The organism is Arthrobacter sp. YAF16 (assembly GCF_052113385.1).
GTDB lineage: Bacteria > Actinomycetota > Actinomycetes > Actinomycetales > Micrococcaceae > Arthrobacter.
In genome coordinates, this window is record NZ_JBFRDC010000001.1 from 876,016 (window position 1) to 901,986 (window position 25,971).

The window sequence follows — 25,971 nt, forward strand, 5'->3', positions numbered from 1 at the left end:
AGACTGCCGCCCCGTCGGACGGCCAGCCTGATGCTGCCGCGACCGAGGCCGCTGCCCCCGAGGGCCAGACGGCGCCGTCATCGTCCCGTGGACAGACCCCGCTTTTCAGGGCCCGGATCTGGAGCCGCCGGGCCCGGATTGTCACCGCCCGCGTTGCCCGGTTGGTCCGCACCGGTGCGTCCCGCATCCTGCCGGCAACCAGGTACCTGTTGCGTGCCGTGCACCGGCGCTGGCGGCGGTCCCTGCAGTTCCGCACCGTGCTCACCACCCTCATGCTCGCGATCGGTTCCTTCGCCGTCGTCGGCGCGTATCTCTCCAACCAGATCGCCAACAACCTATTCCAGGAGCGGCTGGCCCAGGCGGAGTCGGAGACCCGCTACAACGTCAAGCAGGTCCAGGACACGTTCGACGGCGCGCAGGTCACCGACCAGTCCAGCGTCATCACCCTCGTCTACGACACCCTGAACGCCGTCGAAGGCCGCGGCTCGGTGATCCAGCGGCGCTACGTCTTCGAGGCCATGCCCGAACAGACCAAGCCGCGCAACCGGTGGGTCGAGTCGCGCGCGTCCGACCAGCTCACGATCAGTGTGATCCCGCCCGAGCTGCGCAAGGCGGTGCAGGACTCCGGCAAAGACCAGTTCTGGGCCTCCACGGAATTCCCGGTGGGAACCGAGGATCGCCCCGGGATCGCGGTTGGCAACAAGGTGACTTTCAACGGCACGGTCTACGAGCTCTACCTGATCTACGACCTCAACACGGCGCAAAAGACCCTGGACGAAATCCAGAACGTCCTGCTGGCCGGTGCCGCCGCCCTGGCCCTCATGATCGGCGCCGTGGCCTGGTACGTCACCCGCAACGTGGTCAGCCCGGTCAGCCACGCTGCCGTTGTCTCCGAAAAGTTGGCCGCCGGCCAGTTGCAGGAGCGCATGGTGGTCAAAGGCGAAGACGAAGTCGCCCGGCTGGGCGCTTCCTTCAACCACATGGCCGCCAGCCTGCAGGAGCAGATCACCCAGCTGGCCACCCTGTCCCAAATGCAGCAGCGGTTTGTCTCGGACGTCTCGCACGAGCTCCGCACCCCGCTGACCACGGTCCGGATGGCGGCGGAGGTGCTCTACGACGCCCGTGAGGACTTCGACCCGATCAACAAGCGGTCCGCGGAACTGCTCTACAACCAGGTGGAACGCTTCCAGTCGCTGCTGGCCGACCTGCTGGAAATCTCCCGGTTCGACGCCGGCGTGGCCATGCTCGACGCCGAACCGTCCGACATCGTCCAGCTCGTCTCGCACGTGATCGAGGGGGTGGCCCCGGTGGCGGCCGAATACGGCTCGGAGGTGACGCTGAATGCCCCCGCACGCAGCATCATCGTCGAGATGGATGACCGGCGGATCGACCGGATCCTGCGGAACCTGGTTCTGAATGCGCTGGAGCACGGCGAGGGCCGGCCCGTGAACATCTCCGTGGCGGCAAACGACACCGCGGTGGCCGTCGCCGTCCGGGACCATGGAATAGGCATGACCGCCGCGGAGGCCGCGCGCGTGTTCGACCGTTTCTGGCGCGCCGACCCGGCCCGCGCCCGCACCACGGGCGGCAGCGGCCTGGGTCTGTCCATCGCGACCGAGGACACCAAGCTGCACAACGGCTGGCTGCAGGCCTGGGGCGACAAGGGGAGGGGCTCCAACTTCCGACTGACCCTGCCGCTGCGCCAGGGCGAAACGATCACCCGATCACCGCTCCAGCTGGAACCCGCCGACGTCGGGCCCGCCGGCGTCGTGCGTGAACGGACGATGCTGCTGCTGGAGACGGCCGTCAGGGAGCCCCGTCCGGCCCCGTCCGGCCCCGACACAACGAAGGAGCAGCCATGAGAGGTGCCGGGAAACTCACCAGGCTCGCCGGGGCCCTGCTGGCGCTGGTGCTGCTCCTTCTGACCTCGTGCGCGCAGATTCCGCGCTCCGGCCCGGTAGGAAAGAGTACGGACGAGAGCGCCGGAAAGCCCAACAACGCACCGGTCTTCTTCCCCGTGGCTCCGCGGGCAGGGGCGGGCCCGGAGGCAATGATCGAGGACTTCTACCTCGCGGGCAGCGGCTACGAGGACGACTATGCCGTGGCCCGGCAGTACCTCACCCAGGCCTCCTCGGTGAAGTGGAAGCCGGACCAGCGGGTGCTGGTCTTCCGTTCCGCCCGCGTGGTGCGCACCGCCGTCGAAAATGTCTTCAACTACGAACTGGACCTGGCGTATTCGGTCGACGCCGACGGGATCGCCACGCCGTTGCCGGAAGGTTCCAAGGAAAGCATTCCCGCAACGCTGACCAAGGTCGACGGCGAGTGGAGGATCTCGGAAATCCCTGATGGCACCGCCATCCCCGAGCAGACGTTCAAGGTCATCTACGGCGCCTACCCCATCTACTTCTACGACCCCACCTTCACCTACGCGGTGCCGGACATGCGCTGGTTCATCAAGAAGAAGACCGTCAAGGCCATGACCAGCGCCCTGCTCGGCGGCCCGGCCCCTTACCTCAAGGGCGCCGTCGTAAGCGCGTTCCCTTCGGGCATGAAGCTGGCGCGCGAGTCGGTGCCGGTGGTCTCCGGCGCCGCGCAGGTGGACCTCACGGCTAAGGAGCTCGTGGACGCTTCCAACGAGGACCGGCTGCGCATGCAGACCCAGCTGGCGCTGACCTTCCGCAGCCAGCCCGACGTGATCAACGTGGAGCTGCGGGCGAACCAGGACCTTGTCCGGGTCGAAGACGACGGCTCCGTGCTGCCGCCGGTGCGGGACAAGGACGTTCCCGCCCACCAGATCGCCGTCAGCAACAACGACCTGGTCCGCTATGAGAACAACAAGCTGGGTCCGCTGCCGGACATCCAGTCCGTCCGGGCGCTGGCGCCGCGTGTGCCCGCCGAATCGCCGGTGTCCCAGGCAGCGGCGTTCCTCAACGCCGGCCGCACCACGCTGTATTCAATCCTGCCGGGCCAGCCGGCGCGCGCCCTCACCACGCGGGCAGGCCTGTCGCGGCCGTCCTTCGACCGCTACGACTGGGTCTGGACCGCCGGGCCCGGCAGCAACGGGGCCACCGAGGTTCTCGCCTACCATCCTGCCGGGACCGCGCCGGGAGCGAACGTGCCTGCCGTGACCATGACCCCGCCCTGGCTCGCCGGACGGAGCATCAAGGAGTTCAGGGTCTCGCGCGAAGGAACCCGTGCACTCGTCATCTCGGAGTTGAACGGCAAAACCAGCGTCCAGATCACCGGAATCATCCGTAACGGCGACGGCACCCCGAGGGACCTCACCGCGCCGATCACACTCCTGTCAGCCCGTGCCCCCGACCGGGGCGTCTGGGTCAACGACACGACCGTCGCCGTGATGAAGAGCTCGGCGAACGACAACGTCACGCCCGAGCTGCTGTCCCTTACCTCCGGGGCGCCGCAGCTGCTGGCACCTTGGCCGGGGCTAACCGCGCTCAGCGCCGGCAACGGACCGACGGAGATCTACGGCCAATCCACGGAGGGCATCTTCCAGCGGCTCGGTAACGGCTGGTCGCCGCAGGTCAAGGGCGCCATCGACCCCTCCTACCCGGGCTGACCGGGAGGGGCCGGGCTGACCGGGAGGGGCCGGGCGGCGCCCGGACAGATGTCCACATAGCAGCCGGGAGGGCTTCCGCGGCGGACCGGCGGCGCCCAGCCTTGAAGGGTGAACAAACGCCGGCATCGCACCAGAAACAGCACCGGAAACAGCACCAGAATCCGCGCTGTCGACCCGGACCTTGCCCCGGTACCCCCGGCAGCGAAACACCGTGGTGGCTACCGACGCTGGACGGAGCGCATCGCGGACCGTGCCGCCACAGCTGCCGCGGAGTTACTGGCGCTGGCAGCGCCGGTGGAATGCGTCTGCTGCGGCGCGGAGGACCGGACGTTGTGCGCCGGCTGCGCGCATCGTGTCCGCCAGCTGACGCGGCGGCCGTTCCGGGCGGAAGGGCGGGCCCCTGCCCTCGTGGACATGGACGGCTCGGTCCTGCTGCCGGTCGTGGCAGCCGGGGTCTACCGGGGCGAGCTGGCCCAGTCCCTGCTGTCCTTCAAGAGGCACGGCCAGCGTCAGCTGGCCGAGGAACTGGCCAAGGCCCTCGTCAAAGCCATCGGCGCCGCGGCCGGCCGGGCGGAAGGAATCCTGCTGGTGCCCGTGCCTACCAGCGGTGCCGCGTTTCGACGCCGGGGCTTCAGCCCGGTCCACCTCCTGCTTGCGCGGGCCCGGCGTATCCCCGCCCTGGCCGGAGCCGACGTCGCCGACGTGCTGCGCCAGGCGCGGCCCACCCTAAACGGTCCCCGGGGCCGACCCGGGCTGGCGGCCGGCTCGCCCGGCGGGCAGAAGGGATTGGGCCGCGCGGCCCGGACCCGGCGGGTACGCGGTTCGATGCGGATCAAGGGCGGACTCCGCCGGCCGGAGCTGAACGGTCGGCCCTGCATCGTCGTGGACGACGTGCTGACCACCGGCGCCACGCTGGCGGAAGCGGCCCGCGCGCTGCACGCCGCGGGAGGGCTGGTCCGCGGCGCAGTGGTGCTCGCGGCGACACGCCCGCCCGCCCGGTACAACTTTGCCGCGGCAATCCCCGGGCTGGCGGGGAACCCCGGCGATGAGGAAAAAAATAAACCAAAAAAAGATGAATAACAGGGGTCCATGAACTAACGTCGAACATGGGTACCAAGAACAGATGTACCTGTCGATAGCGGCTCGGAAAGGGGCTCGACTGTCAGTCAGATCAGCCCCGGGAAGTGCCGCCGTCGTGTCACCGAAGTCATTTGGAGGGCACCATGGAGTTCATGATCAGCGGTCGTAATTTGACGGTCTCGGACCGGTTCCGCGAATACGCCGACGAAAAGATCTCGAAGATCGCATCACTGGGGGACAAGGTCCAGAGGGTGGACGCCAAGGTTACCAAGGAGACCAAGGCCCGGCAGACCGCAGAACTGCTCACTGTCGAGCTGACCGTCCTGGGCCGAGGGCCCGTGATCCGTGCCGAAGCCAGCGCCGCAGACAAATTTGCCGCGTTCGACCTGGCCTACAACAAGCTTCTTGAACGGTTGCGCCGTGCCAAGGACCGCAAGAAGGTCCACCACGGCCGGCACACTCCGAAGTCCGTCACCGAGGCGACGGCAACCCTGGAACCTGCCAGCACCAGCGAGCCCATCTACGAGGAAGCGAGCCATCCGCCGCAGCCCCGGTCCGCCGAGAAGTCGCCGTACGAGGTGGAAAACGATATTCCTGCCGGCGACTCGCCCGTGCTGATCCGCCGCAAGGTCTTCCCCGCGGCGTCCCTGTCGCTCGACGACGCCGTCGACAACATGGAACTCGTAGGCCATGACTTCTACCTGTTCGTGGACAAGGAGACGAAGGCCCCGTCGGTCGTCTACCGCCGTGAAGGCTGGACCTACGGCGTGATCAGCCTGGACCAGACCTGCGAACCGGGCGAGGCTCCGCTGGAAGAAAAGATCATCGCTTATCGTTCAGAGGATGAGCCCGCCAGCGCCTGAGCTGGTGACCATCCGACGAAGGGACTGATGTGCACGCATCGCTGAGCCTCAAGCAGGCACGGCGGATCGCATTGGCAGCCCAGGGATTGGACAAGGTCCGGCCCGCCGCACCCGTGAGCGCACGGGCGGTGGGCCGTACCTTTGCCCGTCTCCACCTGGTCCAGATTGATTCCGTCAACGTGCTCTCGCGGAGCCACTACCTGCCGTTCTTCTCCCGGCTCGGGAACTACGACCGCACCATCCTGCACCGCATGGCGGGGACACACCCGCGACGGATGATGGAGTACTGGGCCCACGAGGCCAGTTTCATCCGGCCCGAGCATTTCCAGGATCTCGTGCTGTGGCAGAACCGAAAATGGGTCGGCGCGCATGCCATGGATCCGGAGCTCCGCAGCGAGGTGGCAGGGCGGGTACTGGAGGCGCTGGCCGCGGGCCGGCCGCTGACCGCCGCCGAACTCACGGCCAGGCTGGGCCACGTCGAGGACCGGCCCAAGGACAACTGGGGGTGGAACTGGAACGCGGTCAAACGGGTCCTCGAGCACCTCTTTGAGGAGGGCCTGGTCTCGGCCGCGTCCCGGACCGAGTCCTTCGAACGCCGCTATACGCTGACCTCGAGGGTCCTGGCCGGCAGCGTCCCGGCCGCGCCGGGACCACCCGCCGCGGGCCGGGAGCCGGATGCCGCGGCCGCCATGATCCGGCTGATCGACGCCGCAGCCCAGGCGCACGGGATCGGCACCGTGCGGTGCTTCGCGGACTATTTCAGGACCCCGTTGCGCGCCGCCGCCGTTGCGGTGGAACACCTCGTGGACGCCGGGCGGCTGGAGCCCGTGACGGTGGCCGGGTGGAACAGGCCGCTGTACCGGCACGCCGACGCCGGGTTGCCCCGCGCCGCCAACGGCCGCGCGTTGCTGAGCCCCTTCGATTCGTTGGTCTTTGAACGCCGCAGGCTGGAGGAACTGTTCGGCTTCCATTACCGGATCGAGATCTACACCCCCGAGGCCAAACGCCGCTACGGCTACTACGTGCTGCCCTTCCTGCTGCGCGACGGAATCGTGGCCCGCGTGGACCTGAAGGCGGACCGGGCGACCGGCAGCCTGCTCGCCCGGGCCAGCCACGCCGAGCCCGGCGCGCCGGCCGACACCGCCGTCGAACTCGCCGAGGAACTGCAGCTCATGGCAGAGTGGTTGGAGCTGGACCGGGTCGTTGTCGCCCCCGTGGGGGACCTGGCGCCGGCGCTCGGGCAGGCCGTGGCAGGCCTGCATCCGCTCTGAGGGAACAGGCGCGTCCCGCCCTGCGTCTCTCCCGTAGACTAAACACGCCGGAATTCGGCAGCTTGAGACTGGGAGCAATTTCACGTGGCATCACTAATCGAAAAACTTCTCCGCACGGGTGACAAAAAGACCCTGCGGCAACTGCGGAACTATGCCGATTCCATTAACGCCCTGGAAAGCTCCTTCAAGACCTTCACCGACGCCGAACTGCGCGAAGAGACCGACCGTCTCCGCGCCCGCCACGGCGACGGGGAGAAGCTCGACGACCTGCTGCCGGAGGCCTTCGCCGCCGTCCGCGAGGCATCCTCGCGGACCCTGGGGATGCGCCACTTCGACGTCCAGCTGATGGGCGGCGCCGCCCTGCACCTGGGCAACATCGCCGAAATGAAGACCGGTGAAGGCAAGACCCTGGTGGCCACCGCTCCGGCCTACCTCAATGCCCTCACCGGCAAGGGTGTCCACGTCATCACCGTCAACGACTACCTCGCCGAGTACCAGTCGGACCTGATGGGCCGCGTGTACCGCTTCCTCGGCCTGAGCAGCGGCTGCATCCTCTCCAACCAGGACCCCGCCGTCCGCCGCGAGCAGTACGCCTCGGACATCACCTACGGCACCAACAACGAATTCGGCTTCGACTACCTGCGCGACAACATGGCGTGGGACAAGTCCGAACTGGTCCAGCGCGGCCACAACTTCGCCATCGTCGACGAAGTGGACTCCATCCTCATCGATGAGGCCCGCACCCCGCTCATCATTTCCGGACCGGCCCAGGGCGACACCAATCGCTGGTACAGCGAGTTCGCGAAGGTGGTGCTGCGCCTCCAGCCCGAGACCGACTACGAGGTCGATGAAAAGAAGCGCACCGTCGGCGTCCTCGAGGCCGGCATCGAGAAGGTCGAGGATTACCTCGGCATCCACAACCTCTACGAGTCCGCGAACACCCCGCTGATCGGTTTCCTGAACAACGCCATCAAGGCGAAGGAACTGTTCAAGCGGGACAAGGACTACGTCATCCTCGACGGCGAAGTGCTGATCGTGGACGAGCACACCGGCCGCATCCTCGCCGGCCGGCGCTACAACGAGGGCATGCACCAGGCGATCGAAGCCAAAGAAGGCGTCGAGATCAAGGCCGAAAACCAGACCCTCGCAACGGTCACGCTGCAGAACTACTTCCGCATGTACGACAAGCTCGCGGGCATGACCGGTACCGCCGAAACCGAAGCCGCCGAGTTCATGAGCACCTACAAGCTCGGCGTTGTCGCGATCCCCACCAACCGGGACATGCAGCGCATCGACCAGCCGGACCTCGTCTACAAGAACGAGACCGTGAAGTTCGACGCCGTGGTCAAGGACATCGCCGAGCGGCACGAAAAGGGCCAGCCGGTCCTGGTCGGCACCACCAGCGTCGAAAAGAGCGAATACCTCTCCCGGCTGCTGGCCAAGGAAGGCATCCGCCACGAGGTCCTGAACGCCAAGAATCACGCCCGGGAAGCGTCCATCGTGGCGCAGGCCGGCCGCAAGGGCGCCGTGACGGTCGCGACCAACATGGCCGGACGTGGTACCGACATCATGCTCGGCGGCAACGCCGAGTTCACCGCCGTCGCCGAACTCGCCCAGCGCGGGCTCGATCCGGAAGAGAACTCCGAGGAATACGAGGCCGCCTGGCCCGCCGCGTTCGAGGCCGCCAAGCAGTCGGTCAAGGACGAGCACGAGGAAGTCCTCAACCTCGGCGGACTCTACGTGCTCGGCACCGAGCGCCACGAGTCCCGCCGGATCGACAACCAGCTGCGCGGCCGGTCCGGGCGCCAGGGCGACCCCGGCGAGTCCCGGTTCTACCTGTCGCTGACCGATGACCTGATGCGGCTGTTCAACTCCGGCGCGGCCGAACGACTGATGAACAGCTCGGTGCCGGACGACGTTGCCCTCGAATCGAAGCTCGTCTCGCGTGCCATCGCCTCGGCCCAGGGCCAGGTGGAAGGCCGCAACGCCGAACAGCGCAAGAACGTCCTGAAGTACGACGACGTCCTGAACCGCCAGCGCGAGGCAATCTACGGCGACCGCCGTCGCATCCTGGAAGGCGATGACCTGCACGAAAAGGTCCAGTACTTCCTCGAGGACACGATCACCGCGTTCATCGATGAAGCAACCGCCGAAGGTACCGGCGACGACTGGGACTTCAACCTGCTCTGGTCCAACCTGAAGACCCTGTACCCGGTCAGCTTCTCGCCGCGGGACGTGATTGACGAGGCCGGCGGCAAGTCGCGGATTACGGTGGAGTTCCTGAAGGAAGAGATCCTCTCCGATGCGCGTCTGGTTTACCAGGCCCGCGAAGAGCTGATCGGTTCGGAAAGCATGCGTGAGCTGGAGCGCCGCGTGGTGCTCTCCGTGATCGGCCGCAAGTGGCAGGAACACCTGTACGAGATGGATTACCTCAAGGAAGGCATCGGCCTGCGGGCGATGGCCCAGCGCGATCCGCTGGTCGAGTACCAGCGCGAGGGCTTCATCATGTTCCAGGCCATGATGGAGGCCATCCGCGAGGAGAGCGTCGGCTTCCTGTTCAACCTGGAGGTCGAGGTGACCCCGGCGGAGGACGTCGTGGTGGCCGACGCCGCGGGCCAGCACACGGAGCACCACGAGCCGCAGATCCACGCTGCCGGCCTGGAAGCGCCGGAGAAGCCGGCCCAGTTGCAGTACACGGCGCCGGGCGAGGACGGCGCGGCCCAGACCCGGGTCGAGGCGAAGTCCTCCGGCCGTTCCGGCAACCCGGCGAAGGCCGCGGCCCAGGAGTCGCCGCGGCGCGCCAGCAAGAAGAAGCGCCGCTAGGCCTCAGCCGCAAGGACTAGAGCGCACAAGCAGGGCCGGAACGACAGTTCCGGCCCTGCTTCATTTATGGTGACCTCCTTTCCCTGGGTCCTGGCGCGGATCCTCAGCCGATCTCCAGAACGGTGACCCGCCAGACCAGCCTGCTGCGCTCCAACCGCAGGGCGACGGCGCGGACGCGCAGTTCGTCGGACACGACGGCGCTGGCCTCATAGACGTCCTCGGACACCCGGCAGGCGCGGACCGAGCGGACGGACGGATTCCGGTGCAGCCGGCCCGCCGTCGGCGAGGTGCCCGAAGCCACGCGGCGGGTCAGCGCGGCCCGGTGCTGCAGCGCCGCCAGGCAGCGCTCGTCGAGCCGGCGGGCCAGCTGCTGTGCGGGGCGGGTACCGGCAAGGACCTCGATGGCGGCCTGCACGGTCGAGCGGCAAATCGCACACACCTCGCGGTCCTGGTCCACCAGCCGCAGGACCGGTGCCGTACCGGCTGGCACAGGCGGGCGGGGAGCATGCAGCGGGACGGGGCGGGGACCCGGCGGCGCCACCGGGAGGGGGACAGCGGTGCCTGCGCGGTTACCGGTCATGGGACTCATGGGACTTCCTTTGCTGTCGTGGAGGGATTGCGGGTTGGCTTGGTTTAGCGTGCGGGCGGCATCCGAAGGACCTGACCGGGAAGCAGCAGCCCGGGGTCGCTGCCGATGACATCGCGGTTGGCCTGGTAGAGCCGCGGCCACGCCAGGGCGATGTCGACGTCGGACGCCAGCGGTCCGAGGTCCGCCGCGCAGATGCTCCACAACGAGTCTCCGGCCCGGACGGTGACCGCCGCCGTGCCCGCCGGCTCCGGGGCGCGCCGCGGGGAGGGCGCCAAGGACCGGGGATCCACCGGCGGCGGCGCCGGCATCCAGTGAGGATCCAGGCCGAGGCTCCGGGGCATAGCGGAGGGGACAGGAGGCTCAGGCTCCGGCGCAGGAGAACGGGCCGGAGGGGGAGCGGCGGATCCGGACGCGAAAGCGGCCAGCTCGGCCCCGCTGGGGATCCATGCGGCGGAAACGGCGGGAGGGGCGGTCGTCTCCGGGCCGGCCGGGGCAGGGTTTGCGTGGGCCAGCGGGGCGGTGGCGAGTTGGAGCCCGAGGGCGGCCAGCGCCAGCCGGCGCATGAAGGCGGGACTGAACTTCCCCGCCGCTTCGGCGGAACGGCGGCTGCCCTCGCGTTCGAGGAGCGCCGCCACGAAGGCGATCAGGAAGGACAACGCCCACCAGACGACGACGATCAGCCCGGCGGTGTTGGCGGCAACCCCGATCTGGTCCTCGAAGGAGGGGGATTGACGCCTCGCCGCCGATGAATGCAGGCGCTGGGCGAGCCGGGCTCCCGAGCCGGCGAGGAAGGCCCCAAGCAGGAGGATGACGAGGGCCATGGCCGCGTCCGCGCCCAGCCCGCGCCGGCGGCCCGCGCCGGAAAAATTTCTTGGGTCCACAACCGCCTCCTCTGCGGGCCGAGCCGCTGTCCTGCCCGCTTGGCCGGTTCGCTGAATGCGTCCGGGAGGGCTTCTGTTGCTGTTTGATGTCATTTGATGCTCTTGGAGTGAGTTTGATGCCCAAAGAAGCTGTTTGTCTAGGGGGTGCGCAAAGAATGTGGATTGACCGCCGTTGGGGGTGCGCCTACGCTGGCGCCATGCGTTGGGACGCCCTGTTTGCAGACTTGGAGGCGCAACTGGCTGCCGGCGAACGCCTGGACCTGGACGCCGAAATTGGCGAGCGGGCGCGGGTGGATGCGGCCGCCGTCGAGCTGGCGGACCGGTTGCGGGGCTCGCTGGGCCTGCGGATCGGCGTCCACCTTGGCTCCGGAACTTTGTACGAGGGCACGCTCAGCCACGTGGGCAGCCAGTGGCTGGTGCTCGACGAGGAGCGGCACCAGGTCCTGATTCCCTACGCGTCGGCGGTGCGCTACGCCGGCCTCTCCCGGCTGGCGGTGGTCGCAGGCAACGGGGCCCGGCACCGGCTCGGGCTGGCCAGTGCCCTGCGGGGACTGGCACGGGACCGCGCCAACCTGGCCGTGGTCGTGTCTCGAGGGGCGGCAGGCGAGTCCGTCCTGCACGGCGTCATCGACAGGGTCGGCCGCGACTTCCTTGACCTCGCGCTCACCCCTGTCGGGGAGGAGCGTCGGCCTGCGAATGTCAGCGGCGTGGCCACGGTTCCCTTTGGCGCACTCGCAGGGATCAGGTCGGTCCGGGGCGCCGACAGCTAGGGGCGGCTCAGTGGCCCTTGGCCTTGGCCTCCTCGATCATGCGGCTTGCCTCCGCGTAGCGCTCCTGGATGTACTGCTCGAGCATGGTTTCCTCGACCCGCCACTGGCCCCGTCCGCCCACCTGGATGGCCTTGAGCTGGCCGCTGCGAACCAGCGCGTAGGCGGCGGGGGAGTTGATCTGGAGCTGCTCGGCAACATCTGCGAGCGTCAGGAATCGGGGCATGGCACCATTTTGCCACCGGTGCTGGCGTTTGGGGGCGTTATCCACAATTTGCTGCTGTTTGCTTAGGTGTCTTCCCGCAGGGCCGCCAATTCGTGAGAATAGGGGTGTCCGGCGCCCGCGGCCCGGGCTGCGACTACAGGGGGAGCAGGACGCATGAGTGTGAGCACGGTAGCCGGCGGCGCCCGGTTAAAGCGGCCCTCGTGGAAGGACCCGCGGCTCCTCGTGGGCATCCTGCTGGTGCTGGCCTCCGTAGTCGGCGTTGTGTCACTCGTGGCGGCAGCGGACCAGACCACCGAGGCCTACGCCGCCAGCGAGCCGATTGCGGTCGGGGAGAAGGTCTCTCCGGACAAGCTGCACCGGGTCAAGGTCCGGCTGGGCGACGTCGAGCCGCAGTACCTCACTCCGGAGTCCGGCATGGACAGCGGCCTGGTCGCCGTCCAGCGCATCGGCAAGGACCAGCTCCTGCCGCGCGAAAGCTTCGGCAGGCTGGACGCCCTGGACCGCAAGCCGGTCGCCATCTCCGTTGAGGAGGCGCTGCCGCCGCAGGCGGTGGCGGGCTCCCGCGTGGATGTCTGGGTGGCGCTGCCGGATACCCGCAACGGTTTCAGCGAGCCGACGCTGCTGCTGCCGGGGGCCGAGATTGCGCAGCTCACCCCGGGAAGCACCGCCCTGGGGTCACAGCGGTCCACTGTGGTGATGGTCCTCGTGTCGGACGGGCAGATGCCCAAACTGCTGGGGGCACAGGCCAACAAGGCAAAGATCTCCGTGGTCTGGAATCCGGGAGGCGCGCCCTGATGGGCATTCCGGTGGTGACGGTGGGCCGGACCCGGGACGACCTGGTCGGCGGGCTGGAGCGGCTCCATGGCCCGGTGTCCGTCGTCCGGCGCTGCAGTGAGCTCGCCGAACTGCTGGCCGCCTGCCAGACCGGCCTGGCGCGGGCCGCCGTCGTCGCCGAGGGGACCGGCGAGCTTACCGCCTCGCTGGTCGACCGCCTGTCCGCCGTGGGAGTCGCCGTGGTGGCGCTGACCGACAGCCCGGAGGAATCGGCCAGGCTTCGGGGGATCGGCGTTACCCCGGAGGTTTCCGGGGTGGAGGCAGCCGCGCTCGCCGCCCTGATCGCGGGCGCGGTGGCGGAACTTGCCGGTGCGCGGCCCGGTCCGCCGGCAAGCGGCTTGGCCGACCCTTCCGCGGCCCTTCACACGCAGGCGGGCCCGGACCGCACTCTGGACGGCGGGGCCGGGGCGGAGCGGGCTGGCCCCGGGCCCGGCGCCGGGGAAGCGGGAACTGCAACGGGAACGGGGAGAATTATCGTCGTCTGGGGTCCCGCCGGATCGCCCGGTCGGACGCTGACGGCCGCCAATATGGCCGGCGAACTGGCAGCGGAGGGAAAGTCCGTCCTGCTGGTCGACGCCGACAGCTATGGCGCCAGCGTCGCGGCGGTGTTGGGGCTGCTGGACGAGGCGGCCGGACTTGCGCAGGCCTGCCGGCTGGCCGACCAGGGCCTGCTCGACGGCGAAGCGTTGCGCCAAATCGCCGTCCCGGTATCCACCCGCGCTGGAACGTTCCGGGTGCTGACCGGCATTACCCGAGCCGACCGCTGGACCGAACTTCGGGCGGCGGCACTCGCGCTGGTCTACGAGCGGGCCCGGGAGATCGCCGAGGTCACGGTGATCGACGCCGGCTTCTGCCTGGAGGCGGACGAGGAACTCAGCTTTGACTCGATGGCGCCGCGCCGGAACGCGGCCACCCTGCGAAGCCTCGAAATGGCCGACACCGTCTATGCCATCGGCGCCGCCGACCCGGTCGGAGTGCCACGGCTGGTGCGCGGACTGGTCGAGCTGGACGCCGCCGTCCCGCAGGCGCGTCCCCGCGTGGTCCTGAACAAGGTGCGCGCCTCCGCCGTCGGCCGTTCCCCGGAACGCCAGCTTCGTGAGGCTTGGGCGCGCTACGGCCCGACCGTACCGCTGGAAGCCTTCCTCCCGGCGGATCCGGCGGCCTGTGACGCCGCCCTGCTGGCTGGCTCGTTGCTGCTCGAGAGCGCACCGGATTCCACCCTCCGCCGGGCCATCCGGAGCTTGGTTTGTGCACCTGCCCAGCAAAATCTTAAATCCTCTGTCCTTTCTTCCACAGCAAAGCCCCGGCTAAAAGACTAGGCTCGCCATGAGGGCTGCAACGGTGCGGCCGTGAACTTTTTGATGGAGGCGTTTGTCGATGTCGTCTGGGTCCAGCGTGGAGGATCAACCCGTTTCGATCGGTGCCAGCGAAGGGTACTTCGGGGACTACTACGAACATCTCGCCGAGGAGGATGCCCGCGCCTACGGCGATGACGTCCTGACCGCACGGTCACAAACGCACCTGCAGGTGGCCGCAACCCGGCAGCCCGGCGTGGCGAACATTTCGATCTCCGACGAGGCTGAGTCCAGCGTCGTCTACATCGTCACCGACGACATGCCATTCCTCGTGGACTCCGTCAACACCGAGCTGGTCCGGCAGAAGTCCCCGATCCACCTCGTAATCCACCCGCTTTTCGTCGTCACCCGCAACCGCGAGACCGGCCGGCTGGTCAAGGTGGCCCGGGTCCCCTCGCACCTGGGCATCTCCAGCGGCGACACAGCGGCGATGCCCAACCTGTCCCACCTGATCGCCCAGGGGGACAACGCCTCGCACATGGAGTCCTGGATCGCCGTCGAAATCGAACGGGTCGACGACGCCAAGCGGGAGCAGCTGATCGAGGGCCTCTCCCGGGTGCTCGGCGACGTCCGTGCGGCGGTCGAAGACTGGCCGAAGATGCGCAACAAGGCGCACGAGATTTCCGACGACCTCGACAAGGTGGCGCAGGCTGCGCAGATCGCCGAACTGCGCCAGGCCCAGGAACTGCTCCGTTGGCTGGACGACGGCAACTTCACCTTCCTCGGCTACCGCGAATACGACCTGAAGAATGAATCCGGCGAGGATGTGCTGGAACTGCGGGAGGACAGCGGGCTCGGCCTATTGCGCAACGGCGCCGACACCCGCCACCAGATCCAGCACCTGACCGAAACGGGCCGGAAGAAGGCGCGCGAGAAGAGGGCACTGGTAATCACCAAGGCCAACTCCCGCTCCACCGTTCACCGCTCGGCGTACCTCGACTACATCGGCGTGAAGAGCTTTGACGCCGCCGGCAACGTCAACGGCGAACGGCGTTTCATCGGCCTGTTTGCCACGACCGCCTACGCCGGTTCCGTCCGGGATATCCCGGTCGTCCGTGAAAAGGTCGACGCCGTGCTGCGCGACGCCGGCTTCCCGCCGGACTCCCACTCGGGCAAGGACCTGCTCGGCATCCTTGAGACCTATCCGCGCGATGAGCTCTTCCAGATCGAAATCCCGGACCTCGCCGCCATCACCACCGGCATCCAGCGCCTGCAGGAACGCCGCCGGACCCGGCTGTTCCTGCGCCCGGACATCTACGGCCGGTTCATGTCTGCCCTCGTCTACCTGCCCCGGGACCGGTACACCACCAACGTCCGGCTGCGCATCGAGAAGGAACTGCGGGAGACGTTCGACGCCGTGTCGATCGACTATGAGGCGCGGATGACCGAATCCGCCCTGGCCCGGTTGTTCTTCCGGATCCGGCTGCCCAAGGATGCGGACGTCAGCCACGTCAACAGCGACGAACTGGAAAAGCGCCTGGTCCGCGCCGCCCGGTCCTGGAGCGAAGGCATCACCGAGGTCCTGCGCGCCAGGGCCGGCGCCGACGGCGAGAACGGAGCCAAGGAACTCGCCGCCGTCTGGGCCGAGGCGTTCCCGGCCAGCTACCGCGTCGACTACGAAGTCGAGGACGCGCTCGAGGACATCGCCCGCTTCGAGAAGTACGGCGCCGCCGAGCGCACCGGCGAGCCGGGCGGGGAGCGGCCGGGCGTGCACGTGTACCTTCCGCACGGTGCCGGCGCCACCCTCGAGGAGGACGCCCGCGTCAAGCTGTACATGCTCGAGCCCAAGAGCCTGAGCCAGATCCTGCCGTACTTCCACAACCTCGGCCTTGAGGTCCTGGACGAACGCCCCTTTGAGATCGAAACGGCCGACCACCGCGACTTCTTCCTCTACGACCTTGGCCTGAAATACCCGGCCGGGGTGGACCCGGAGCGCACCGGAGCCTTGCTGGGCGAGTCCTTCGGCGCGGCAGTGTCCGGCGTGGTGGAATCGGACAGTTTCGACCGCCTGGTGCTGCGCGAAGGCATGCACTGGCGCCAGGTCATCGTGCTGCGCGCCTACGCCAAGTACATGCGGCAGATGGGCAACACCAACTCCTTCGAATTCATGGCCGACACGCTGCTGGCCAACCCGGACGTGGCCCGGGGCCTGAACGCGCTCTTCGCCGCGCGCTTCGACCCCGCGCTGCCCGACGGCGAACGCGAACAGCGCCAGGACCAGGTCCGCGCCGGGCTCGACACGGCCATCGAGCAGGTGGCCACGCTCGACGCCGACCGGGTGCTGCGCACCTTCAAGAACCTGATCCAGGCCACGCTCCGGACCAACTTCTACCAGAACAAGACGCACGTCAGCTTCAAGCTGGACCCCTCCGGCATTGACGGCCTGCCGTTCCCGCGGCCGATGTTCGAGATCTGGGTCTACTCGCCCCGGGTCGAGGGCGTGCACCTGCGCTTCGGCAAGGTGGCGCGCGGCGGACTCCGCTGGTCGGACCGCCGGGAAGACTTCCGCACCGAAATCCTGGGCCTGGTGAAGGCACAAACCGTCAAGAACGCCGTGATCGTTCCGACCGGCGCGAAGGGCGGCTTCTACGCCAAGCAGCTTCCGGACCCCGCGGCGGACCGCAGCGCCTGGATGGCTGAGGGCGTCGAAAGCTACAAGACCTTCATCCGCGGGCTGCTGGACCTGACCGACAACCTGGTCACCACCCCGGAGGGCGAGAGGCTGGTGCCCCCGGCCGACGTCGTGCGGCACGACGGCGACGATTCCTACCTCGTGGTCGCGGCCGACAAGGGCACCGCCTCGTTCTCCGACATCGCCAACAGCCTTTCCGCCGAATACGGCTTCTGGCTCGGCGACGCCTTCGCTTCCGGCGGCTCCGTCGGCTACGACCACAAGGCCATGGGCATCACCGCCCGCGGCGCCTGGGAATCGGTCAAGCGGCACTTCAGCGAGCTGGACCTGGACACGCAGGCAGAGCCGTTCACGGTCGTCGGCGTCGGCGACATGTCCGGCGACGTTTTCGGCAACGGCATGTTGCTCTCGCGGCACATCCGGCTGCTCGCCGCGTTCGACCACCGGCACATCTTCCTGGACCCGAACCCGGACGAGGCAGCCTCCTTTACGGAGCGGCAGCGGCTCTTCGAGCTGCCCCGCTCCTCCTGGGACGACTATGACAAGTCCCTGATCAGCGAAGGCGGCGGCGTGTTCGCCCGCCAGGCTAAGTCGATTCCCGTCTCCGAGCAGGTCCGGGCCGCGCTGGGGCTGCCGGAAGGCACCACCCGGCTCAGCCCGCCGGAACTGCTCCGGGCGATCCTGCTGGCCCCGGCCGACCTGCTCTACAACGGCGGCATCGGGACCTACGTCAAGGCGAGCACCGAGACCAACGCCGAGGTCGGCGACAAGGCCAATGACGCCATCCGCGTCGATGGCCGCGAACTGCGGGTGAAGGTGGTCGGTGAAGGCGGCAACCTGGGCATGACCCAGCGCGGCCGGATCGAGGCCGCACTGCAGGGCGTCATCCTCAACACGGACGCCATCGACAACTCGGCCGGCGTGGACTGCTCGGACCACGAGGTCAATATCAAGATCTTCGTGGACCGCATGGTGGCCGCCGGCAAGCTGGATCCGGCCGAACGTGCGGAGTTCCTCGCCTCGATGACCGACGAAGTCGGCCGCCTGGTGCTCGAGGACAACATCGACCAGAACATCCTGCTGCTCAACGACCGCATGCGGGTCGCCGAGTGGAGCCCCAGCTACGAGCGGCTGATGGACTGGCTGGAGAAATCGGCCGACCTCAAGCGTGAACTCGAGGCGCTGCCGACCACCGAGACGCTGCGTGAGCGGCTCGAACAGGGCCAGGGACTGACCTCCCCGGAACTCTCCGTGCTGGCCGCCTACGCCAAGATCGAACTCGCGACGGCGCTGCGCGACAGCGACCTCGCGCAAGACCCGTGGTTCCGCGAGACGCTCCGCGCCTACTTCCCGAAGCAGCTGCGGGAACGGTTCGACGCCGAACTCGATACCCACCCGCTGCGCCGGGAAATCATCGCGACAGTCGTCGCGAACGACATGATCAACCTGGGCGGCATCACGTTCGCGTTCCGCGCCATGGAGGAGACCTCAGCCACCCAGTCGGCCATCGCCAAGGCGTTCGTCGCACTCCGCGAGGTCTACGAGCTGGACATCATGGTGGCCGAACTCAACGAGCTGCCGGCGTCGTTCCCGACCGAGCACTGGAGCACCGTCCACCTGGACATCCGCCGGCTCCTGGACCGTGCCGTCCGCTGGGTGCTGAGCCAGGGCAACGCCGCGCGGCCGATCGCGGAGATTGTGGCGGAGTTCAAGCCGCTGATGGATCCGATGCGGGCCCGGCTGCTGGACTACCTGCGCGGCGATGACCGCGAGCGGGTGTCGCAGTGGCTCGAAAAGGCCCGCAGCTGGGAGCTTCCCGAGGACCTGGCGCACCGCTGGGCGGAGCTGTTCGAAAGCTTCGTGCTGCTGGACATCGCCAAGATTGTGCACGTCAGCCCGGAGCCGGTGGAGAACATCGCGCACGTCTACTACACGGTCTTCAACCGGTTCCACGCCGATTCGCTGCTCGAGCGCATCACCAAGCTGCCGAGGAAGGACCGCTGGCAGGCCCTGGCCCGTGCGGCCCTCCGCGACGACCTCTACTCGACCGTCTCGGATATGACGACGGCGGTCCTGGAGGCGACGTCGGCGGATATGCCGGCGGAAGAGCGGCTGGTGGCCTGGGAAAGCCAGAATGTGGAGCAACTTGGGCGGGCGAAGAGCATGTTCGACGAGGTGAACGCCCTCGAGGCCGATGACATGGCCTCGCTCTCGGTAGCATTGAGGCTCTTGAGGTCAATCGTCCGACGCTAGGGTCTGCCGGCCCCGCGTCGCAAATGGAGGTGCTGTGGCAATCTTTACGGACCCTATCAGGGAGCATGCTGATTTCGGGCCGGGGGATGCCGAGTGGCTGCATCTGCTCGTGGGGGACTGGCAGATGGTCGCCGACCTTGCCTTCGCCGACCTTGCCTTGTGGTTCCCGCACCCCGAACTTGGCTACGTGGCGCTGGCCCACGTGCGCCCCTCCACCACGCATACGGTGTTCCACGCCGACTTCGTGGGGGAGGGGATCCGTTCGGACCTGAAACGGCTTGTGGACAAAGCCTGGGAAAGCCGCACCATCGAACGCTCCAACGAGACCAACTGGAGCAGCGACATGGCAATGCGGGTCGAGGCCGTGCCGATGGTCCGCAACGGCCGGACGCTCGCGATCGTCACCTCGCATATGGACCTCTCCAGCTCCCGGATGCCGTCGCGGCTGGAACTGACCTACCGGCAGTGCGCCTACGACCTGCTGCGGATGGGCACCCTGGGACTCTGGCCGGACTTTGCCTCGCCCACCGGATCGCGCCGGGGCGCCCCGCGCGTCGGCGACGGCCTAATCCGGCTCGACGCCGAGGGGATCGTGCAGTACGCGAGCCCCAACGGCGTCTCCGCCTTCCGCCGGCTCGGCGACGGCGAATCGCTGGAGGGCCGGTCACTGGCCGAAGTCACGGCAGGGCTGCTGCGGGACCGCCGCATGGTCGACGAGACCCTGCCGCTGGTGGTGACTGGGCGAATGCCGTGGCGCAGCGAGATCGAGTCCCGCGGCGTCAGCCTTTCGCTCCGGGCCATCCCGCTGCGGGACGAACAGCAGCGCTTCGGGGCGCTGGTGCTCTGCCGCGATGTCTCGGAGCTGCGCCGGCGGGAAATGGAACTCGTCACGAAGGACGCCACCATCCGCGAGATCCACCACCGGGTCAAGAACAACCTGCAGACCGTGGCGGCGCTGCTGCGCATGCAGTCGCGCCGGATGGTCAGCGACGAGGCCAAACAGGGACTCGAACAGGCCATGCGGCGGGTCGCGACCATCGCCCTGGTCCACGAAACGCTGTCGCAGGGCCTGACCCAGAGCGTCGACTTCGATGAGCTGATCGGGCGCCAGTTCCGCCTGTCAGCCGAGGTTGCCTCGCCCTCGCAGCAAGTGAAGACCCAGCGTTCCGGGCTGTTCGGGGAGCTGCCGAGCGACTTCGCGACGCCGCTGGCCCTCGTCATCAACGAACTCGTGACCAACGCCGTCGAGCACGGGCTCGAGGGCAGGGCCGGGACGGTCTGGCTGATCGCCGACCGCTCCGAGAGCGAGGACGGTGACGAACTGCTCACCGTGACGGTGGCGGACGACGGCGTCGGGCTGCCGGCCGGCTCCTACACCGAAGGCCTGGGGCTGCAGATTGTGCGCACCCTCGTGACGAGCGAGCTCGGCGGCAGCATCCAATGGAAGCCGCGGGAGGGCGGCGGAACCGCAGTGCAGGTGGTCTTGAGCCTCGCCACACGCTAAAGGCAGCCACGACGCGGCGTTTAAACAAGCAGTGGCCTCGGACCAGTCGGTCCGAGGCCACTGCTGATTGGGTCGCCCGAAGGCTGAAAATCAGGAGGCGCGGCGGGCGCGGGCCGCGCGGCGCTTCAGGGCGCGGCGTTCGTCTTCGCTCATGCCGCCCCAGACGCCCGCGTCCTGGCCCGATTCGAGGGCCCACTGGAGGCAAGTGTCCACAACGGGGCAGCGCCGGCAGACGCTTTTTGCTTCCTCGATCTGCAGGAGGGCGGGGCCGGTGTTTCCGACGGGGAAGAACAGCTCCGGGTCCTTGTCAAGGCACGCTGCGCGGTTACGCCAATCCATGCTGATCAGTAACTCCATTCCTGGGAATTCGTTAAATGCCTCTTGTGAAATTATTCACTAGAGGCTTCATAAGAAAGGGGCCCTGTGGGCCCCCTCGGTCATCTGGATTAAGCGTGTCATGTTAACGCTGTGTAAACAAGGGGTATTTGCCGAACAAATGCCGCCAAATCGTGAGCGATGCGTCACATTGCCTGGCGGAACCCCCAATTCTGTTTGACTATGTCCGGTAGGGTGCCAGTGTGTCAAGACCCCCAGTGAACCCCGCAGATCCCGCTGACCCGCAGCCCGGCGGTCCAGAGGCAGGCGGCCCGGTGCCGGCTCCCGCCGTCAGACCTGCCGGCATCACCGTCGTATCGGTCGTCACAGCCCTGGAGGCCGCGGCGCTGCTGGTGGCCGCAGGCTGGTACGGATTCCAGCTGCTGACCGGTGCACCCGTCCTGTCCTTCTGGGGCGCGGTCTTCACCCTCGGTCTGCTGCTGGCGTTCTCGGCATGGCTTTTTGCCGTGAGCCATTTCCTCTTCCGCGGGTACCGCTGGCCCAGGGCCGGAGCGCTGGTGGCCCAGCTGTTCATGCTCACCATCGGCTTCCCGACCCTCACCGGCGGTTACCCCCTGGCCGGACTCGCCATGCTGCTGCCGGCGGCCCTGGCCATCGTGCTGCTGTTCGACAAGCGGGTCATTGCGTTCGCGTCCCGGCCGGGCGGTTCAAGCCGGGCCCTGTAGGCGCGCGGGACAGACGCAAGTCCGGCCTACGGCGGTTCCGCGACCGCCAGCTGCACGGCCGAGGTCCGGCCATTCACCACGACAAGGGCGCGGCCGGGCGGCGGGCTGGGCTCCGGTTCGAACCGGACACCGAGAAGGTCGCCGTCCATCAGTTTCCGGGGACCGATCAGGATCCCGCTGCCCTGGCCGCGGGCCTGGAGCGTTAGCGGCACGCGCTGCTGGATCGCGGGACTGTAGCCCGCGGTCAGCACGACCGTCCAGCCCAAGGAGTTGAGCTCCGACAGCCGCAGGTTGGCGTCCAGGCCCAGGAGATCCGCGTCATCAACCACCACGATGGCCGCGTGGTCGAGCTGTCCGGTGCGCGCCCGCTCCAGGACGGCGGACCACTGCCGGGCCGGATCGCTTCCCACCGCGGGCGGCAGCCAGTCCGCGAAGGGATTGAGATCCGGCAACGCCCGGACAAGGGACGTTTTCCCCGAAGCCGGTCCGCCGAGGACGGCAAGAACGCTGGCCGGTGGCAGCGGAACACCGACCGGTTCGAGTTCGTCCCCGCCCACGCCGATCCAGAGCCGGACGCCTTTTGCCGGGGGTGCCTGCTGCGGAGACTCCGGGCCGATTCGGGCCCGGACCTCGGCGACGGTCACTCTTGCCGGAAGCGGCTCGACGCGGAACGGCCGGGCCGTGGGGCGCTCGCTTAGAGGCACGGTGGTGCGCGGCCTGGATGTTGCATCCGCCGGCCCGTAGAGCTGGGCTGCGTGCGGGGAGGCTTCGGCGAAGGGACCGGCGACGGCCACCCTGCCGGGGATCGACGGAATATCCGGCAGTCGCGGCCAGCCGTGCCGGGTTTCCTCTGTCGACCCGGCGGGGAAGAAGATGCGGTTGGGAAGCGCAGCGAAGAACCGCGCGGCCACGAGTTCGCGCTCGCCGGATACGACGGCCGCAATGCCCGCCGCGGGGCCGTCGCGGATGATGTCGTGGACGATGTCCTCGGCCCAGGCCAGAGGGTCGGCCCGGAATGCTGATACCCACGACCCCCAGTTGTTCAGTACAAGAACCAGCGCCGGGGTGTCCGCTGTTCGGGGAGCGGCCAGCCTGTTGCGGATCTCCTCGCCCAGCCGTTCGAGTACCCGGACAGCCCGACGCAGCTCGTGGGCGCCTGTCCATGCGCCGACTCTGGGCGAGGCGGCTGCACCGCGGAGGGAGCCATCCGCATCGAGGATATACAGGTGCGATTCGGCCGCGCTGTCCAACAGCCGGTCCACTGTGAGACTCAGGGCACCTGCCGGCCCGGCCGGCGTCCCGCCCCGGGCGCCGCCGACGAGGGCCAGATGGCCATGGCCGAGCGGACACCAGCGGAGCTCACGAAGTCGCTGCTCTTCCGGCACGTCAAGCATCCCCAGCAGCAGCCCGCGCGCGGGCCCCGCGGCGGCGGGGCCGGCCGCGTGGCGGGGAAGCGGCAGCGATCCCGCCAGCGGCTCCGCTATCGGGCGCCGGGGGAGCGCGCCGCCGTCCTCCGCCCACAGCCGTGATGTCAGGCGCACCAGGCGAGAAACGTCCTGCTGCGGGTTGGGAGCAACGGCCCGATCCGTGCGGGGCTGGAGGCCAGCGGGTCTCCGCTGCAGCAGGGTCGCGGCTTCCGTGACCGTCACGACGGTGCCCGCAGGGGGCGAGGGGGCCGCGAGGGCGGCGGTCTGGAATTCCTCGGGTCTCCCGCTTCCGCGCACGAGGTAGGCGCGCCCCGGACTCCCCAGCGGAATGGCGGCGGCGAGCCGCGAGTTCATGACGTCGGAAGACTCGAGCTCCGACTGGACCCTCAGGACGATGCTGCTTGTGACGTTGGCTCGGATGTCCGCGTTGAGCGCCCCCTGCGGCCGCTGCGTGGCCATTACGAGGTGGATCCCCAAAGAGCGTCCGATGGTTGCGATCCGCATGAGCTCCCTTAGCGCGGCGGGCGCCTCCTCCACCAGCATCCGGAATTCGTCGATCACCAGGACCAGATGGGGCAGCGCCGGCAGTGCTGGCGCCTGGGCGGTATCGAGGGCGTGTGCCTGGTAGGCGGTGAGGTCAGGCACGCCGCCCGCGGCCAGCAACTCCTCCCGGTGGCGGACCTCGGCGCGGAGCGAGGCGAGAGTGCGCTCCACTTCGTGGCTCGACAAATCGGTCAGCATGCCGACGCAATGCGGCAGCCCGGTCAACGGCCCTAGCCCGGAGCCGCCCTTGAAATCGACAAACAGCAGGTTAACCAGGTCCGGCGGGTAGCTGGCCGCCAGCCCGGCCACCAGAGTCCTCAGGAACTCAGATTTTCCGGAGCCCGTGGTTCCCGCCACGAGCAGGTGGGGGCCGTCCGCCTGCAGGTCCACGTGGAGCGGCCCGGATGCCGCGCGGCCAACAGGAACGGACAGCCCCCGCATCAGCGACCGGCCCACGGATTCCCAACGCTGTTTCACATCCGCGGCCGAGAGCGGCAGGAAGTCGGCCAGGCGGCAATCGTCCGGGATCTGCCCAGTTTCGCTGTCTGTGGCGGATTCATGCTGGCGCCGGTTCCGGCAGAAGCGGTCAAAGACGTCTTCCGGAACAAGGTCGGGGGCAAAGGCGGTTTTCGCGGTGCCAGAGAAGAGAAAGGCTCGGCGCTCGCCGAGCACGACTGACTGGCGGCCGGCACCGGTCTGCTCAGCAGCGGAACAGCAGAGTACTTGCCAGCCGTTCGGAGTTGCCGCAGCGCAGAGCGCCGAGGCGCCTCCGGTGTCCGCGACAATGATCAGCACGCCGCGGTCACAGTCTGGGCCGGGGCCGGCGGCAAGGTGCGCGGCGGTCATTGAATCACTGGCGGACAGGGAAACCCGCGCCAGGAAGCGGGCCGCCAGGGGCAGGGACGCCGCCGGGCCATGCAGCAGCACCCGGGTTCGGCCTGCCCGGGGGTAGCTCGCAAGCTGCATGACCAGGAAGCGGATCAGCCCCGCGAGGGAGTCTGCCGGGCCCCGGAGTTCGGTCGGGGCCGACGGGTCCAGGCACACGGGGACGGGGCCCACGGGCGGGGCGCTGAACCCGGGATCGTCCGGGTCTAACAGGATTCTCGCCCTCCCCGGGGCCAGCCCGAGCCGCAGCCACACGGGCCCGGGTTCAACCTCCGCTGCACCTCTGGACTCCGGCGGCCCGGCGTCGGTGACCAGAGCGGCGGCAGACGGCGCAGCCCGGCGTCGTCGATCGCGGTCTGCGTCCGCCGCGGTCGCTACGGCCGCCTTCAGCTCACGGCGCCGTCTTCGGCCGGACAGTGCCGGTACCAGCACGGCCACTCCCGAAACCGCGGAAAATGCCAGGAACATCCACATGCCAGTGGCGACGGCCAGTGCGGCGCCCACGGCCAAGGGCAGGACCGCGGTGAGGAGAAGCACGGCGCGGTTGGCCGGGGAGCCCGGATTGGGGATCCGCAGTGCTTCCGTCGTGTCAGTGCCGGCCTCGGCACTTCCGGCCCCGGCACCTCCGGCCCCGTCGCCGCACCGCCCGGCGCGCCCGCCGCGGAACACCAGGCCCAGGGTGGACTGGCCGCAGCCGATGACGGAGTCGCTCGTGACCCGGCCGCTCTTCACCGGACGGCCGTCAACGGTGGTTCCGTTGGCGCTGCCCAGATCGACCAGGGTGACCGCGGAATCGGTAACCTCCAGCCGGGCGTGTTCGCGGGACAGTTCGGGATCGGGAAGCACGAGTTCCGTGCCGGCGCGGCCCAAGAGGTAGCGGCCCCGGCGCAGCTGAAGTACCGTCCCGGCGCCTGGTCCGCTGAGCACAGCCAGCAGTAAGGCCGCGCCGGAGACGGATCCGCCGTCGGAGGCCGGACCTGCACCGGCGCCGTCGATCAGGACGGCGCCGTTGACCAGCGGGGCGTTGCCGGCGGTCAGGGCATCGAGAGGAGAGCCGTCCACCGTCAGCCTGACAGTGCCGTACTTCCGGGCCAGCGCTGACTCCAGTTCTGCGCCGGGGCAGCCCGCCGGCAGTTCGATGGACAGTTCCACGGGCATCCCCGGCTGTGCCGCGACGGGTCCACGGACCAGGGTGCACTGCAGCAACACCGGGAGCCTCCTTCCTGCGGTCAGGCGCTGGGACGCGCGCTAAACCCACGCTAGGGAAGGGCCCCGGGCCGGCAGGCCATCGAATCCGGCCATGTGGAAAAGGGTCCGATGTGGAAAAGACCCGCCGGGGGCAACCAGGTGCGGCTCGGGACCGGACAGCTCCGGCGGCACACCGTGGCGGGCGCCGCGAT

General features: G+C 68.6%; 17 protein-coding genes. 12 read left to right on the plus strand and 5 right to left on the minus strand.

Going from position 1 to position 25,971, the window contains the following annotated elements; genetic code table 11:
• Positions 1-116 precede the first annotated feature (116 nt).
• The 6 genes from mtrB to secA all read left to right on the plus strand — a co-directional run bounded on the left by mtrB (position 117) and on the right by secA (position 9,614).
• A complete protein-coding gene (gene mtrB, locus AB4Y91_RS04160) occupies positions 117-1,862 on the plus strand; it encodes an MtrAB system histidine kinase MtrB (protein ID WP_441417850.1) in 1,746 nt (581 codons plus the stop codon).
• The gene (locus AB4Y91_RS04165; RefSeq protein ID WP_441417257.1) at positions 1,859-3,577 is read left to right on the plus strand and encodes an LpqB family beta-propeller domain-containing protein; all 1,719 of its coding nucleotides are present in this window, start codon (positions 1,859-1,861) and stop codon (positions 3,575-3,577) included. The genes mtrB and AB4Y91_RS04165 overlap by 4 nt, the downstream gene beginning before the upstream one ends.
• A 414-nt stretch (positions 3,578-3,991) precedes the next feature.
• Positions 3,992-4,657, plus strand: a complete 666-nt coding sequence (locus tag AB4Y91_RS04170) for a ComF family protein (protein WP_441417851.1) — start codon at positions 3,992-3,994, stop codon at positions 4,655-4,657.
• Between the two features lie 143 nt (positions 4,658-4,800).
• Positions 4,801-5,520 (plus strand): ribosome hibernation-promoting factor, HPF/YfiA family, encoded by a 720-nt coding sequence (gene hpf / locus AB4Y91_RS04175; protein ID WP_441417258.1) that lies wholly within the window; start codon positions 4,801-4,803, stop codon positions 5,518-5,520.
• Positions 5,521-5,549: 29 nt separating this feature from the next.
• A complete protein-coding gene (locus AB4Y91_RS04180) occupies positions 5,550-6,791 on the plus strand; it encodes a winged helix-turn-helix domain-containing protein (protein WP_441417259.1) in 1,242 nt (413 codons plus the stop codon).
• A gap of 84 nt (positions 6,792-6,875) precedes the next feature.
• The gene (gene secA / locus AB4Y91_RS04185; RefSeq protein WP_441417260.1) at positions 6,876-9,614 is read left to right on the plus strand and encodes a preprotein translocase subunit SecA; all 2,739 of its coding nucleotides are present in this window, start codon (positions 6,876-6,878) and stop codon (positions 9,612-9,614) included.
• 103 nt (positions 9,615-9,717) lie between these two features.
• Here the strand turns inward: secA and AB4Y91_RS04190 are convergent, their stop codons facing one another.
• Together AB4Y91_RS04190 and AB4Y91_RS04195 are read right to left on the minus strand one after the other, a co-directional pair.
• A complete protein-coding gene (locus tag AB4Y91_RS04190) occupies positions 9,718-10,203 on the minus strand; it encodes an Rv3235 family protein (protein ID WP_441417261.1) in 486 nt (161 codons plus the stop codon).
• Between the two features lie 44 nt (positions 10,204-10,247).
• On the minus strand, positions 10,248-11,084 hold the full coding sequence (locus tag AB4Y91_RS04195) for a LysM peptidoglycan-binding domain-containing protein (RefSeq protein WP_441417262.1): 837 nt from the start codon (positions 11,082-11,084) through the stop codon (positions 10,248-10,250).
• Between the two features lie 197 nt (positions 11,085-11,281).
• Between AB4Y91_RS04195 and AB4Y91_RS04200 the strand changes: the two genes are divergently transcribed.
• Positions 11,282-11,854, plus strand: a complete 573-nt coding sequence (locus tag AB4Y91_RS04200; protein WP_441417263.1) for a hypothetical protein — start codon at positions 11,282-11,284, stop codon at positions 11,852-11,854.
• Positions 11,855-11,861: 7 nt separating this feature from the next.
• On the opposite strand, the gene AB4Y91_RS04205 is transcribed toward AB4Y91_RS04200, so the two are convergent.
• On the minus strand, positions 11,862-12,077 hold the full coding sequence (locus tag AB4Y91_RS04205) for a helix-turn-helix domain-containing protein (protein WP_175321842.1): 216 nt from the start codon (positions 12,075-12,077) through the stop codon (positions 11,862-11,864).
• Positions 12,078-12,230: 153 nt separating this feature from the next.
• Here AB4Y91_RS04205 and AB4Y91_RS04210 point away from each other — a divergent pair, with 153 nt between their 5' ends.
• The 4 genes from AB4Y91_RS04210 to AB4Y91_RS04225 are packed head-to-tail and all read left to right on the plus strand — an operon-like array spanning position 12,231 to position 20,655.
• Entirely contained in the window at positions 12,231-12,872 is a 642-nt protein-coding gene (locus tag AB4Y91_RS04210; protein ID WP_441417264.1) for a hypothetical protein, read from the plus strand.
• Positions 12,872-14,230, plus strand: coding sequence for an AAA family ATPase (locus AB4Y91_RS04215; protein ID WP_441417265.1), 1,359 nt, complete (start codon positions 12,872-12,874; stop codon positions 14,228-14,230). The genes AB4Y91_RS04210 and AB4Y91_RS04215 overlap by 1 nt, the downstream gene beginning before the upstream one ends.
• A 58-nt stretch (positions 14,231-14,288) precedes the next feature.
• The gene (locus AB4Y91_RS04220) at positions 14,289-19,151 is read left to right on the plus strand and encodes an NAD-glutamate dehydrogenase (RefSeq protein ID WP_441417266.1); all 4,863 of its coding nucleotides are present in this window, start codon (positions 14,289-14,291) and stop codon (positions 19,149-19,151) included.
• 34 nt (positions 19,152-19,185) lie between these two features.
• A complete protein-coding gene (locus AB4Y91_RS04225; protein WP_441417267.1) occupies positions 19,186-20,655 on the plus strand; it encodes a sensor histidine kinase in 1,470 nt (489 codons plus the stop codon).
• Between the two features lie 90 nt (positions 20,656-20,745).
• Here the strand turns inward: AB4Y91_RS04225 and AB4Y91_RS04230 are convergent, their stop codons facing one another.
• Positions 20,746-20,994 (minus strand): WhiB family transcriptional regulator, encoded by a 249-nt coding sequence (locus AB4Y91_RS04230; protein WP_003804966.1) that lies wholly within the window; start codon positions 20,992-20,994, stop codon positions 20,746-20,748.
• Between the two features lie 239 nt (positions 20,995-21,233).
• Here AB4Y91_RS04230 and AB4Y91_RS04235 point away from each other — a divergent pair, with 239 nt between their 5' ends.
• Positions 21,234-21,716: a hypothetical protein gene (locus AB4Y91_RS04235; RefSeq protein ID WP_441417268.1), complete on the plus strand. Its 483-nt coding sequence runs from the start codon at positions 21,234-21,236 to the stop codon at positions 21,714-21,716.
• 26 nt (positions 21,717-21,742) lie between these two features.
• Here AB4Y91_RS04235 and AB4Y91_RS04240 read toward each other — a convergent pair whose 3' ends face one another.
• Positions 21,743-25,780, minus strand: a complete 4,038-nt coding sequence (locus AB4Y91_RS04240; RefSeq protein ID WP_441417269.1) for an FtsK/SpoIIIE domain-containing protein — start codon at positions 25,778-25,780, stop codon at positions 21,743-21,745.
• Positions 25,781-25,971: the final 191 nt, after the last annotated feature.